The organism is Pseudomonas sp. HLG18 (assembly GCF_051903985.1).
In the GTDB taxonomy this organism is placed as follows: domain Bacteria; phylum Pseudomonadota; class Gammaproteobacteria; order Pseudomonadales; family Pseudomonadaceae; genus Aquipseudomonas; species Aquipseudomonas fluorescens_BT.
On record NZ_CP195831.1, the window covers coordinates 4,845,890 to 4,859,565 of the forward strand.

General features: G+C 62.3%; 11 protein-coding genes. 5 read left to right on the top strand and 6 right to left on the bottom strand.

Annotated elements, in window-relative coordinates; translation table 11 throughout:
- Positions 1 to 132 precede the first annotated feature (132 nt).
- Positions 133 to 1,281: an acetylornithine deacetylase gene (gene argE, locus ACSPX5_RS22345; protein ID WP_439820280.1), complete on the bottom strand. Its 1,149-nt coding sequence runs from the start codon at positions 1,279 to 1,281 to the stop codon at positions 133 to 135.
- A 156-nt stretch (positions 1,282 to 1,437) separates the two neighbouring features.
- Between argE and ACSPX5_RS22350 the strand changes: the two genes are divergently transcribed.
- On the top strand, positions 1,438 to 2,808 hold the full coding sequence (locus tag ACSPX5_RS22350) for a CYTH domain-containing protein (protein WP_169432375.1): 1,371 nt from the start codon (positions 1,438 to 1,440) through the stop codon (positions 2,806 to 2,808).
- Positions 2,809 to 2,847: 39 nt separating this feature from the next.
- Here the strand turns inward: ACSPX5_RS22350 and ACSPX5_RS22355 are convergent, their stop codons facing one another.
- The gene (locus ACSPX5_RS22355; protein ID WP_007951785.1) at positions 2,848 to 3,318 is read right to left on the bottom strand and encodes an Lrp/AsnC family transcriptional regulator; all 471 of its coding nucleotides are present in this window, start codon (positions 3,316 to 3,318) and stop codon (positions 2,848 to 2,850) included.
- A gap of 126 nt (positions 3,319 to 3,444) precedes the next feature.
- On the opposite strand from ACSPX5_RS22355, the gene ACSPX5_RS22360 reads away from it, so the two are divergent.
- From ACSPX5_RS22360 to ACSPX5_RS22370, 3 genes are all read left to right on the top strand, one after another.
- Positions 3,445 to 3,783, top strand: a complete 339-nt coding sequence (locus ACSPX5_RS22360) for a hypothetical protein (protein ID WP_169432376.1) — start codon at positions 3,445 to 3,447, stop codon at positions 3,781 to 3,783.
- Positions 3,784 to 3,873: 90 nt separating this feature from the next.
- Positions 3,874 to 5,658, top strand: a complete 1,785-nt coding sequence (locus tag ACSPX5_RS22365) for a GspE/PulE family protein (protein WP_207863839.1) — start codon at positions 3,874 to 3,876, stop codon at positions 5,656 to 5,658.
- A 69-nt stretch (positions 5,659 to 5,727) separates the two neighbouring features.
- Complete coding sequence (locus tag ACSPX5_RS22370; RefSeq protein ID WP_007951791.1) at positions 5,728 to 6,045, top strand: DUF2388 domain-containing protein; 318 nt, start codon at positions 5,728 to 5,730, stop codon at positions 6,043 to 6,045.
- 54 nt (positions 6,046 to 6,099) lie between these two features.
- Here ACSPX5_RS22370 and gcvP read toward each other — a convergent pair whose 3' ends face one another.
- On the bottom strand, positions 6,100 to 8,973 hold the full coding sequence (gcvP, locus tag ACSPX5_RS22375; RefSeq protein WP_439820281.1) for an aminomethyl-transferring glycine dehydrogenase: 2,874 nt from the start codon (positions 8,971 to 8,973) through the stop codon (positions 6,100 to 6,102).
- 157 nt (positions 8,974 to 9,130) lie between these two features.
- Here gcvP and ACSPX5_RS22380 point away from each other — a divergent pair, with 157 nt between their 5' ends.
- Positions 9,131 to 10,273, top strand: a complete 1,143-nt coding sequence (locus tag ACSPX5_RS22380) for a DegT/DnrJ/EryC1/StrS family aminotransferase (protein WP_169432379.1) — start codon at positions 9,131 to 9,133, stop codon at positions 10,271 to 10,273.
- 70 nt (positions 10,274 to 10,343) lie between these two features.
- Here the strand turns inward: ACSPX5_RS22380 and gcvH are convergent, their stop codons facing one another.
- From gcvH to ACSPX5_RS22395, 3 genes are all read right to left on the bottom strand, one after another.
- A complete protein-coding gene (gene gcvH, locus ACSPX5_RS22385) occupies positions 10,344 to 10,727 on the bottom strand; it encodes a glycine cleavage system protein GcvH (protein ID WP_169432380.1) in 384 nt (127 codons plus the stop codon).
- Between the two features lie 48 nt (positions 10,728 to 10,775).
- Complete coding sequence (gene gcvT, locus ACSPX5_RS22390; RefSeq protein ID WP_169432381.1) at positions 10,776 to 11,858, bottom strand: glycine cleavage system aminomethyltransferase GcvT; 1,083 nt, start codon at positions 11,856 to 11,858, stop codon at positions 10,776 to 10,778.
- 156 nt (positions 11,859 to 12,014) lie between these two features.
- Positions 12,015 to 13,631 (bottom strand): ABC transporter permease, encoded by a 1,617-nt coding sequence (locus ACSPX5_RS22395; protein WP_439820282.1) that lies wholly within the window; start codon positions 13,629 to 13,631, stop codon positions 12,015 to 12,017.
- Positions 13,632 to 13,676 lie beyond the last annotated feature (45 nt).

Sequence of the window (13,676 nt, forward strand, 5' to 3'; positions counted from 1 at the left end):
CCTGGGCCTGTAATAAATAGCAGCCGGAAAAGGGGCGAAACAGAAAACGCACAGCGGGCTGATGGTTATCGTCGGAACAGGCTTGGCGACACGCGCGCTCTCCTCATGAATACGGGTTGGCAGGACGGCAATTTATACAGCTTTGAGACAGTAATGTTCGATCAACTGCCGCAATAGATGCACGGTAGGCTGCAAACGTGACATTTCAAGGTACTCGTCCGGCTGATGCGCACAGGCAATATCACCAGGGCCGAGCACAATGGTTTCACAGCCAAGGCGCTGAAGATAAGGCGCTTCGGTGCCGAACGCTACCGCTTCGGCCGTATGGCCGGTGAGTTTTTCGGCAATCCGCACCAGCTCGGCGTCCTCGGACTGCTCGAACGGCGGAACTTCAGGGAACAGCGGTGCGTAGTCGATCTTCACCTGATGCCGTTCAGCGACCGGGTTGAGCTTGCGCAGGATCTCGGCCCGCAGCACTTTCGGGTCCATTCCCGGCAACGGCCGCAGATCGAACTCCAGCGAACACTGGCCACAGATGCGGTTGGGGTTGTCGCCACCATGGATGCAGCCGAAGTTCATGGTCGGCTGCGGCACGCTGAACTGCGGATTGTTGAATTCGCGCTGCCACAGCAGGCGCAGGCCGCGCAGTTCACCCATGGCATCGTGCATCGCCTCGAGAGCGCTGTGCCCCAGACGCGGATCCGACGAATGGCCGCTCTGCCCGAGGATATCGATGCGCTCCATCATGATGCCCTTGTGCATGCGGATCGGCTTGAGCCCGGTCGGCTCGCCGATCACCGCCGCGCGCCCGATTGGACGCCCGGCCTCGGCCAGCGCCCGGGCGCCGGACATCGAGCTTTCTTCATCGCAGGTGGCGAGAATCAGCAGCGGTTGCCTGAACGGCTGGTCGAGCAGCGGCTGCACAGCCTCGATGATCAGGGCGAAAAAACCCTTCATGTCGCAACTGCCAAGGCCGACCCAGCGGCCGTCGACTTCGGTGAGTTTCAGCGGATCGGTTTTCCAAAGCGCATCGTCGTACGGCACCGTGTCACTGTGCCCGGCCAGCACCAGCCCGCCGGGACCGCTGCCGAAACTGGCGAGCAGGTTGAACTTGCCGGGGCTGACCTGCTGGATGTCGCAACTGAAGCCCAGATCTCCCAGCCATCCGGCGAGCAGATCGATCACCGCCCGGTTGGATTGATCCAGGTTCGGCTGGGTGCAACTGACCGACGGCGCGGCGATCAGTGCAGCGAACTGGTCTTGCATGGATGGCAAAGGCATCGCTGACTCCAACTCCCGGATTGAAGTCCATCATAGAACCATCCGGCGCCGAGAATAAACCGCCGCAAGGCGTAGGAAGGTTCAGTCCTGTACACTGCACGACCTTGGCAGCCACACATTCCCCCGGCTGCGCTCCCGATCCTGGATTTTCCGGCCATGCAGAAAGAAACCGAAATCAAACTCCGCGTCAGCCGCGAAACCCTCGCCGCCCTGCGCGAGCACCCTCTCCTGAAAAAACGCAACAAAAGTGGCTGGGAACGCCGTGAGTTGATGAATCAGTACTTCGACACGCCCGAGCGTGACCTGGCCCGGGCCAAGGTTGCCCTGCGCCTGCGCAAGGACGGCGAAGAAGTGATCCAGACCCTCAAGACCCGTGGCCAGAGCGTTGCCGGTCTGTCCGAGCGTAACGAATACGACTGGCACCTGCCCAAAGCCAAACTCGACGTGAAGAAACTCGACGGCGAATGCTGGCCCGAGTCCCTCGCCGAGCTGGACAAGAAAACCCTGAAGCCGATCTTCACCACCGATTTCGTCCGCGAGCGCGCCGAAATCGCCTGGGGCCGTGGCAAGACCAAAGTGGTCATCGAGGCCGCTCTGGACCTGGGCCACGTAGTGGTCGGCAAGCAGAAAGAAGAAATCTGCGAGCTGGAACTGGAACTGCGCGAAGGCGAACCTGCCGCGCTGCTGGAACTGGCCGCCGAACTGGCCGAAACCCTGGCCCTGATGCCGTGCGACATCAGCAAGGCCGAGCGCGGCTATCGCCTGTACGATGCCAACAGCTACTCGCTGAGCCTGCCGGCACCGGCCATCACCGCTGAAACCCCGCTGGACGACGCTTTCGCTGCCCTGAGCTGGCACTTGCTCGGCAGCAGCCAGCGTCTGGCCGAACAGTATCGTTTCAACGGCCACTGGCGCCTGCTGCAGGACTGGGTCGAGAACCTCGCGGAAATGCGCGCCCTGCTCAGCAGCCTCGGCCAGGCCGCGCCGCGTCAGTCGACCCACGACCTGCGCGTTGCGCTGGACGCCCTGCTGGAAGACTGGCGTCCGCTGGTACAAGTCGGCCTTGAAGACGAAGATGTGCGTAAAGCCGCACCGGAGCAGTTCCTCGAAGAACTGGAAGATCCGCGCTGGGGCCTGTTCTCGCTGAACGCTTCGCGCTGGTTGCTGGCCCGCACCTGGGCGGCTGATCGCAACACCCGTGGCAACCGCCAGGGCGCTGCGCAATTGAGCAGCTGGCTGCCGCGCCTGCTGGGCGAAGAAGCCACTTCGCTGCAACTGCAGCGTTATCAGCAGCAGCCGGAAGATCTGGCCGAGCAACTGCCACGCATCGAACGCATCCAGGTCTGGCTGCACCACGCGCGCAGCGTGCTGGAGATCCCGGAAATGGATCGCCTGTACGGCGAACTGAACAAACTGGCGCAACTGGCCAACGAGCCGACCATCACTGATGAACTGCTCGATGCACGCAAACATCAGGCGATTGCGGTTTACCAGAATCGCGCCTGGAAAATGCTGCTGCGCATGTAATCTCCGGATGATGATCGTTCCCGCTCACGGGAACGATCATCAGCGCAGGACCGGCAGGCTAGTCGTCGACTTGATCTCCGACAGCGCCACGATCGAGTTCACCTCCTGAATCCCCGGCACCAGCGACAGCTTCTCGAAGAAGAAGCGCTCATACGCCTCGATGTCCGCCGCGACAATCCGCAACAGAAAGTCCACCGCCCCCATCAATACGTAACACTCCAGCACTTCGGGGAAACCGCGAATCGCCTCGGTGAATTCGGTGAAGTTCGAACGGCCGTGGGCGTTGAGTTTGATTTCGGCGAAGATCTGCGTGTTCAGGCCGATTTTCTTGCGATCGAGCAAGGTCACCTGACCACGAATGATCCCCTCCTCCTTCATCCGTTGAATCCGCCGCCAGCACGGCGACTGCGACAGACCCACCTGTTCGGCGATCTGTGCGCTGGACAGGGAAGCGTCCTCTTGCAGCAGGGCGAGAATGCGCCGGTCGTAGCTGTCCAGCTCACTGTGCATAAATAATCCTCAAAATCGGACAATGGCGAATTGATCTTCCTTATCAATCGCCTGACCAGCTCATCTTAGACAAGAAATGCCCGGCATCGGATGTAAAAATTCCTCCACTGATTCCGGAGACCTGCCATGCCACACCTCGAAGCCGTCAACACCCCAGCGCCCCGTGCCGATGTGTGGAACGCCAGCAACGCCCACTGCCACGCGCAGTACCAGATACTGGCCGAGGCCGAGCCGGATCTGTTGGTACGTGTGCTGAACCTGTTCGCCTTGCAGTTCCTCACCCCGGAGCAGGTCAGTGTCCAGCGTCTGGACGATCTGCTGTCGATCGACATCGTCATGGGCGGCCTGAGCTGGCATCGCGCCCGGGTGATCGCGGAAAAACTTCGTAACCTGATCAGTGTCTGCTCGGTCAACCTGCAAAACCCCGACGCGGCGTGGGGTGCGCCGGCTCAGGCAACAGGCTGACAAAACCGGAAACGCCTTTGTCGGGTAGTGGCCCAACGGTAGGCGGGGCCACGACTATCCTTTGCGGACTGTCGTTCAAAAGGAGCCCGCATGTCCGTTCAACTCGCCACTCAGGACCGCTGGCTGGATCTCAATGATGTACTGCGTGAACTGGTCGCCCAGGGCTTCATCAGCCAGGACTCGGCCGAGCAGGCGCTGAATGCGCGCCGCCGCCAGGCGACCCTCGGGCAGGTTCACCCGCTTGAATTCATCGCCAGCCAGCAGCTGGAGGACCTCAGCCGTCCGGGCAGACACCTGGACCTCGAAAGCCTGACCCTGTGGCTGGCGCAGCAGGCCGGCCAGCCATACCTGCGCATCGATCCGCTGAAGATCAACGTCGCCGCCATCACGCCGCTGATGTCCTATGCCTTTGCCCAGCGCCACAAGATCCTTGCGGTGTCGGTCGACCGCGACGCGGTGACCGTGGCCAGCGCCCAGCCCTACGTCAATGGCTGGGAAGCCGACCTGACCCACGTACTGAAACTGCCGGTCAAACGGGTGGTGGCCAACCCGGCGGACATTCAGCGTTTCAGCGTCGAGTTCTTTCGCCTCGCCAAATCGGTCAGCGGCGCCAGCAACGCCGACCAGCCGGGCAGCAACCTCGGCAACTTCGAACAACTGCTCAACCTCGGCGCCAGCGATCAGGAGCCGGACGCCAACGACGCGCACATCGTCAACATCGTCGACTGGCTGTTCCAGTACGCCTTCCAGCAGCGCGCCAGCGATATCCACATCGAGCCGCGGCGCGAGCAAGGCACGGTGCGTTTTCGCATCGACGGCGTGCTGCACAACGTTTATCAGTTCCCGCCACAGGTGACGATGGCCATCGTCAGTCGCCTGAAAAGCCTCGGCAGAATGAATGTCGCCGAGAAGCGCAAACCCCAGGACGGCCGGGTCAAGACCAAGACACCGGACGGCGGCGAAGTCGAGTTGCGGTTGTCGACCCTGCCCACCGCGTTCGGCGAAAAAATGGTGATGCGGATCTTCGACCCGGAAGTGCTGCTCAAGGATTTCGATCAGCTGGGGTTTTCCGCCGACGACCTGCGCCGCTGGCAGGACATGACCCGCCAGCCCAACGGCATCATTCTGGTGACCGGGCCGACCGGTTCGGGCAAGACCACCACGCTCTACACCACCCTGAAAAAGCTGGCGACCCCGGAAATCAACCTCTGCACCATCGAAGACCCGATCGAGATGGTCGAGCCGGCCTTCAACCAGATGCAGGTGCAGCACAACATCGACCTGACCTTTGCCGCCGGGGTACGGGCACTGATGCGGCAGGACCCGGACATCATCATGATCGGCGAGATCCGCGACCTGGAGACCGCCGAAATGGCCATCCAGGCTGCGTTGACCGGGCACCTGGTGCTATCGACCCTGCACACCAACGACGCACCCAGCGCCATCAGCCGCCTGCTGGAACTCGGCGTGCCGCATTACCTGATCAAGGCAACGGTGCTCGGGGTCATGGCCCAGCGTCTGGTGCGCACGTTATGCCCCCACTGCAAGGCGCCGCTGCCCATCGGCGAAGAAGACTGGCAAACCCTGACCCGGCCGTGGCAGGCACCACTGCCGGGCAACGCACAACGGGCCATCGGTTGCCTGGAATGCCGCGACACCGGTTATCACGGTCGCGCCGGGGTCTACGAAATCATGCAACTGACCGACAGCCTCAAAGGGCTGATCAGCCCCGACACCGATTTGACCGCGCTCCGGCGCCAGGCTTTCAAGGAAGGCATGCGCAGCCTGCGATTGTCCGGCGCGCAGAAAGTCGCGGCGGGGCTGACGACCATCGAGGAGGTGCTGCGGGTGACACCGCAGAGCGAGCAGAAATAGTCCTTTACGGAACCGGATCGCCGAATTGGCGATCCAAGCCGTTATTCAACACCAGTGGAGTCAACCCTCATGCGTCTCAAACTTGCTGTCGCCACCCTTGCCCTGCTGTCTCTGCCCGTCGGTTCGGCAATGGCTGACAGCTTTTGGCGTAACGTCATTTCATCCGGCGCCACCACCGGCTCGACGTACCTGACCTTCAAGGATCACAAGCTGATCGTCGCCGCCCAGGACGACGCCGGCAGCTTCGTCGCCAGCGATGGCGGCATCCGTGGCCCCTATCTGGAAGCCGCCATGCAGAAAGTCCGCGCCGATAACCCGGGCCTGCAGGCAACGGACATGGAACTGGCGAACGCGATTCTGGCGAAGAACGCCGTGGCGTCGGAATAAACCTGTCGCCCACAAAAATGCCGCTCACATGAGCGGCATTTTTTTGCCCGCCAATCAGCGGTAATCGTCTACCGGCACACACGCGCAGAACAGGTTGCGGTCGCCATAGACGTTGTCCACCCGGTTTACCGCCGGCCAGTACTTGTGCGCTCTGGTATGCGCATCCGGCGTAATGCCCTGCTCAATGCTGTAGGGCCGTTCCCAGACACCAGTGACATCGGCCAGCGTATGCGGCGCACGCTTGAGCGGATTGTCCTCGGCCGGCCAGTTGCCGTTCTGCACTTCGGTGATTTCCGCGCGAATACTCAACATGGCACCGATGAAACGGTCCAGCTCAGCCTTGGACTCACTCTCGGTCGGCTCGACCATCAGCGTCCCCGGTACCGGGAACGACATGGTCGGCGCGTGGAAGCCGTAATCCATCAGGCGCTTGGCGATGTCTTCCTCACTGATGCCGGTCTGCGCTTTCAGCGGCCGCAGATCCAGAATGCACTCGTGGGCGACCCGATCATTGCGACCGGTGTAGAGCACCGCAAAGGCGCCGGACAAGTGCTGCGCCAGGTAATTGGCCGCGAGAATTGCCACTTCGCTGGCGTCCGCCAGTTGCGGCCCCATCATCGCAATGTACATCCAGCTGATCGGCAAAATGCTCGCACTGCCCCAGGGCGCGGCACTCACGGCACCGTTCTGCGGCTGCGGCCCGTCGATCGGCACCACCGGATGATTGGCGACGAACGGCGCCAGATGCGCGCGCACGCCAATCGGCCCCATGCCCGGCCCGCCTCCGCCGTGAGGAATGCAGAAGGTCTTGTGCAGGTTCATGTGTGACACGTCGGCGCCAATGTCCGCCGGCCGGGCCAGGCCGACCTGGGCATTGAGGTTGGCGCCGTCCATGTAAACCTGACCGCCGTACTTGTGGATAACTTCGCAGATTTCGCTGATGCCCTCCTCGTACACGCCGTGGGTCGACGGATACGTCGCCATCAGGCACGACAACTTGTCCCCGGCCTCGGCAGCCTTGGTCTTCAAATCCTCCAGATCGACGTTACCGGCCTCGTCGCACTCGACGATCTCCACGCGCATCCCGGCCATTTGCGCCGAGGCCGGGTTGGTGCCGTGGGCCGAGGACGGAATCAGGCAGATATCGCGCCCGCCCTGCTGACGGCTTTCGTGATATTTGCGGATCGCCAACAACCCGGCGTATTCGCCCTGAGCGCCGGAATTGGGCTGCATGCAGATCGCGTCGAACCCGGTGATCGCGCACAGCCAGCGCTCCAGTTCCTCGATCATCAGTGTGTAACCGACGGCCTGCTCCCGGGGCACGAACGGGTGCAGGTTGGCGAACTGCGGCCAGGTGATCGGGATCATTTCGCTGGTGGCATTGAGTTTCATGGTGCAGGAGCCGAGCGGGATCATCGACTGGTTGAGTGCCAGATCCTTGTTCTCCAGCTGCTTGAGGTAGCGCAGCATCTCGGTTTCGCTGTGGTGGGCATTGAACACCGGGTGGCGCAGGTACGGCGTGCTGCGTTGCAGCGTGTCGGGAATGCCGCAGGCCAGCGTTTCAGCGTCGAGCTCATCGACGCTCAACCCATGATCGGCGCCCAGCAGCACATCGAACAGTTTGGCCACGGTGTCTTCATTGCAGGTCTCGTCGAGGCTCAGGCCCAGGTGGCCGCGACCGAGAATGCGCAGGTTGATCTGCGCAGCCTGGGCGCTTTCGATGATCGCGGTTTGCGCTCCGCCCACGTCCAGCGTGAGGGTGTCGAAGAAGTGTTCGTTGAGGCGCTTGATGCCATGGCGCTCTAGGCCGGCAGCGAGAATGCAGGTCAGCCGATGGATTCGCTGGGCAATGCGTTTCAGCCCTTGCGGCCCGTGGTACACGGCATAGAAACTGGCGATGTTGGCCAGCAGCACTTGAGCGGTGCAGATGTTCGAATTGGCCTTCTCCCGGCGGATGTGCTGCTCGCGGGTCTGCAGGGCCATGCGCAGCGCGACGTTGCCGCGAGCATCTTTCGAGACACCGATGATGCGCCCGGGAATCGCCCGTTTGTACTCCTCGCGACTGGCGAAAAACGCCGCGTGCGGCCCGCCGTACCCCATCGGTACGCCGAATCGCTGGGATGAGCCGAACACCACGTCCGCACCCAACTCGCCCGGCGGGGTCAGCAACAACAGACTCAGCAGATCGGCCGCGACACAGGCCAGCGCCTGCTGCGCATGCAGATGGTCGATCAACGGACGCAGGTCCCGGACCTCGCCGTGGGTGTCGGGGTATTGCAGCAGTGCGCCGAACACTTGGTGCTGTTTCAAGTTATCCACAGTGTCGACGATCAACTCGAAACCGAAGCCTTCGGCGCGGGTCTGCACCACGGAAATGGTTTGCGGATGACAGTTTTCGTCGATGAAAAACAGATTGCTCTTCGACTTCGCCACACGTTTGGCCAGCGCCATGGCCTCGGCGGCGGCAGTGGCCTCATCAAGCAGCGACGCGTTCGCCAGCTCCAGACCGGTCAGGTCGATGGTCAGTTGCTGGAAGTTGAGCAACGCTTCGAGCCGGCCTTGGGCAATTTCCGGTTGATACGGGGTGTAGGCGGTGTACCAGCCGGGATTTTCCAGCACATTGCGCAGAATGACCGTCGGCGTGAGGGTGCCGTGGTAACCCATGCCGATCAGGCTGGTCCAGACCTGATTCTGTTCGGCGTATCCGCGCAGTTTCGCCAGCGCGGCCTGCTCGTCCAGTGCCGGCGGCAAGTCCAGTTCCCGGTTGAGGCGGATCGCAGGCGGTACGGTCTGTTCGATCAGTTCGATCCGGCTGCCCAGGCCCAGGCTGTCGAGCATGGCCTGTTGTTCGGCGGCATCGGGGCCAAGGTGACGGCGCAGGAAGGCATGGGGGTCGCGTAACTGGCTCAAGGATGGCAACTGGGACATGACGGGCTCTCTCTTGGCTGGCGGCTCGGCGTCAATGCAACACGGTCAAACCAGCATAGCAGCGGAAACCGACGCAGACGGCTTGGCGGCAGGTGGCCGGACGGGGCATGCTGTGGCACCTGCAACAAGGGTCCAACCAGCGGATGATCGAGTCCTCATGAGCCAACAGCCGTTTCTGCCGTTTTCCAAACCTGTCATCGATGAAGCCACCATTGCCGCCGTCGGCGATGTCCTGCGCTCCGGCTGGATCACCAGCGGGCCAAAGGTCCAGGCCTTCGAAGCACAATTGTCGGAGTATTTTGGCGGCCGTCCGGTACGCACCTTCAACTCCGGCACCTGCACCATGGAAATCGCCTTGCGCATCGCCGGCATCGGGCCGGGGGACGAAGTGATCACCACGCCGATTTCCTGGGTGGCCACGGCCAACGTGATTCTTGAAGTGGGTGCCACGCCGGTGTTCGCCGACATCGATCCGGTCACCCGCAACATCGACCTGGACCGGCTGGAAGCGGCCATCACCCCGCGCACCAAAGCTGTCATTCCGGTCTTTCTCGCCGGGCTGCCGGTGGACATGGAGCGCCTGTACGCCATCGCTGAAAAGCACAACCTGCGCATCGTCGAAGACGCCGCCCAGGCCCTTGGTTCGAGCTGGAACGGGCAGCGCATCGGCGCCACCGGCGACTTCGTATCGTTCAGCTTTCAGGCCAACAAGAACGTGACCTGCTCCGAGGGTGGCTGCCTGGTGCTGAACACGCCCGAGGAAGCGCGCCTGGCGGAGAAGTACCGTTTGCAGGGCGTCACCCGCAACGGGTTCGACGGCCTGGACGTCGATGTACTGGGCGGCAAATTCAACATGACCGACGTCGCAGCGACCATCGGCCTCGGCCAGTTCGCCCACATCGAAGCTTTGACGGCCCATCGTCAGGAACTGGCTCGCCACTACTTCAAATGCTTTGGCGACGACTTCGAGGCCAAGTACGGCGCGCAACTGCCACCTGCCGACTTCACCAACAGCAACTGGCATCTGTTCCAACTGGTGCTGCCGGAACGCAAGGACGGCTTGCCGGCGCGGGCCACGTTCATGGAGAAGATGCAGGAATTGGGCATCGGTATCGGTTATCACTATCCGCCGATCCACTTGCTGAGCCTGTACCGTGAGCGCGGTTTCAAGGAAGGGATGTTGCCGGTGGCCGAACGCGTGGGGCGGCTGATCGTGTCGTTGCCGATGTTCAACACCATGAACAAGGACGATGTCGAGCGTTCCGTGGCAGCCGTCAAAGCGGTGCTGGGCAACGCCTGAGCCATCCCCGATAAAAAGCTGCGCACAAAAAAGCCCCGACGGATCGGGGCTTTGCGGTATTGCCTGAAGCTTATTCGCCGATGGCGGCCTTGTAGCCTGCTGCATCGAGCAGCTTGTCCAGCTCGGCCTTGTCGCTTGGCTTGAGCTTGAAGATCCACGCGGCGTACGGATCGTTGTTCAGTTCTTCCGGCGAGTTGGCCAGTTCCTCGTTGACCGCGATCACTTCACCGCCAACCGGGGAGTAGATGTCGGAAGCGGCTTTCACCGACTCGACAACACCCGCCGCTTCACCGGCAGCAAACACCTTGCCGACTTCAGCCAGTTCAACGAACACCACATCGCCCAACGCTTCCTGAGCGTGATCGCTGATGCCCACGGTGACAGTGCCGTCGGCTTCCAGGCGCGCCCATTCATGACTTTCGGCAAAACGCAGTTCGGCTGGGATGTTGCTCATGCTCGGTGTCCTCAAGAAATTGTCAGCGGTCGTGCCCGCCGGAAAAGGTTAGATCAAGGTTTTGCCGTGACGGACGAAGGTCGGTTTGACCACTCGTACCGGATACCACTTGCCACGGATTTCCACTTCGGCGCGATCGGCAGTCGCCATCGGTACACGCGCCAGGGCAATCGACTTGCTAAGCGTAGGAGAGAAACTACCACTGGTGATCTCTCCTTCGCCAACATCAGCGATACGAACCACCTGATGCGCACGCAAAACCCCGCGTTCCTCAAGCACCAGACCCACCAGTTTGTGCTGCACGCCGGCGGTTTTTTCCGCTTCCAGCGCATCGCGACCGATGAATCGGCGCGTGGCCGGTTCCCAGGCGATGCTCCAGGCCATGTTCGAGGCCAGAGGCGAAACGTCCTGATGAATGTCCTGACCGTAGAGGTTCATCCCCGCTTCCACCCGCAAAGTGTCGCGAGCACCGAGGCCAATGGGAGAAATGCCGGCGCCCACCAGATCGTTGAAGAAACCGGGGGCCTGATCGGCCGGCAGGGCAATTTCCAGACCGTCCTCACCGGTGTAGCCGGTGCGGGCAATGAACCAGTCCCCGTCGGCGTGGCCTTCGAACGGCTTGAGCATCTGGATCAGATTGGCGCGGGACTGGGTCACCAGCTCGGCAATCTTGTGCCGGGCATGGGGGCCTTGGATGGCGAGCATCGCCAGATCCGTGCGCTCTTGCAGCTGCACGTCGAAGCCGGTGAGTTGGGCCTGCATCCAGGCCAGGTCCTGATCGCGGGTCGAAGCGTTGACCACCAGGCGGTAACCGTCTTCGAGACGATAGACGATCATGTCGTCGACGATGCCGCCACGCTCGTTGAGCATGGTGCTGTACAACGCACGGCCGGTGCTGTGCAGGCGTTCGACGTCGTTGGCCAGCAAATGCTGGAGCCAGGCCTTGGCCTGTTGGCCGGCGACATCGATCACGGTCATGTGGGAAACATCGAACACCCCGCAATCGCGTCGCACCTCGTGGTGCTCCTCGACCTGCGAGCCGTAATGCAGTGGCATGTCCCAACCGCCAAAATCGACCATCTTCGCGCCGAGGGCGAGATGCAGGTCATACAGAGGCGTACGCTGTCCCATGGGTTTCTCCTTCCGGGCGTGGCGAAGGTGCGGAGCGCTGCCGTGCGGTTTGAAAGCCCCGCAAGAGAAGGCTTTCAGCCGATTTCAGCGACAGGGTCTGTCAGACGGACCGCACCGAATGCCGCGCATTGTAGCCGCATGATTCAGGTCTCACTACTAAGTGTTTCGGTGTGCCGAACGACGGATCAGTCCGATGACCGGCAACAGACCGACCAGCACTAACGTCAGCGCCGGCAGCGACGCCCTCGCCCATTCGCCTTCGCTGGTCATTTCGAAGATGCGCACCGCCAGCGTGTCCCAGCCGAACGGGCGCATCAGCAGGGTTGCAGGCATTTCCTTGAGCACGTCGACGAACACCAGCAGCGCGGCGCTGAGCGTGCCGGGCAACAGCAACGGCAGATACACTTTGAAAAACAGTCGCGGCCCACTGACACCCAGGCTACGTGCCGCTTCAGGCAAAGAGGGCCGTATACGCGCCAGACTGCTTTCCAGCGGCCCGTAGGCCACCGCCACGAAGCGCACCAGGTAAGCCATCAGCAACGCCGCCAGACTGCCCAGCAGCAACGGTTTGCCCGCACCGCCGAGCCAGCCGGACAGCGGAATCACCAGCTCGCGATCCAGATAACTGAACGCCAGCATGATCGATACCGCCAGCACCGAGCCCGGCAACGCGTAGCCGAGGTTGGCCAGACCGACCGCGGAGTTGATCGTCCGGGTGGGTGCCAGACGCCGGGCGAATGCCAGCAACATCGCCACGCTGACCGTGATCAACGCTGCCATGCCGCCCAGATACAACGTATGGAGAATCAGCCCGGCGTAACGCTCATCCAGATCGAATCGCCCGCGCTGCCAGAACCACACCACCAGTTGCAGCACCGGGATGACAAACGCACAGGCAAACACCAGACCGCACCACCCCGTTGCCGCCCAGGCCTTGGGCCCACGCAGGTGATACAGCGCCTTGCCCCTTGGCCGTTCATTACTTGCCCGGTTTGCACCCCGGGCACGGCGCTCGCCGTACAGCACCAGCATCACCACCAGCAGCAACAGACTGGCCAGCTGCGCGGCGCTGGGCAGGCTGAAAAAGCCATACCAGGTCTTGTAGATCGCCGTGGTGAAGGTGTCGAAGTTGAACACCGACACGGCGCCGAAATCCGCCAGGGTTTCCATCAGCGCCAGCGCCACACCGGCGCCGATGGCCGGCCGCGCCATCGGCAGTGCCACGCGCCAGAATGCTTGCCACGGTGATTGGCCGAGCACTCGCGCAGCTTCCATCAATCCCTTGCCCTGCGCCAGGAACGCGGTGCGAGCCAGCAGGTAGACGTAGGGATAAAACACCAGCACCAACACCAGAATCACCCCACCCGTGGAGCGCACTCGCGGCAGACGCAGGCCGGAGCCGAACCATTCGCGCAGCAGGGTTTGCACGGGGCCTGCGTAGTCCAGCAGTCCGACAAAGACGAACGCCAGCACGTAGGCCGGGATTGCGAACGGCAGCATCAGCGCCCAGTCGAGCCAGCGTCGACCGGGAAATTCGCAGAGGCTGGTGAGCCAGGCGAGGCTCACACCGATCAGTGTCACACCGATGCCTACGCCGAGGACCAGCGTCAGGGTGTTGCCCAGCAGGCGCGGCATCTGGGTTTCCCACAGGTGCGACCAGATCTGCTGGTCGATGGTTTGCCACGACAGCAGAAGGACGCTGAGGGGGAGCAGCACCAACGCGGCGATGGCGAAGACGATGGGGTACCAGCGGCGTTGGGCGGGGTGGGCCAAGGAAAAACTCTCGTTGAATGATTGTGCCCACGCATGGCGTGGGCA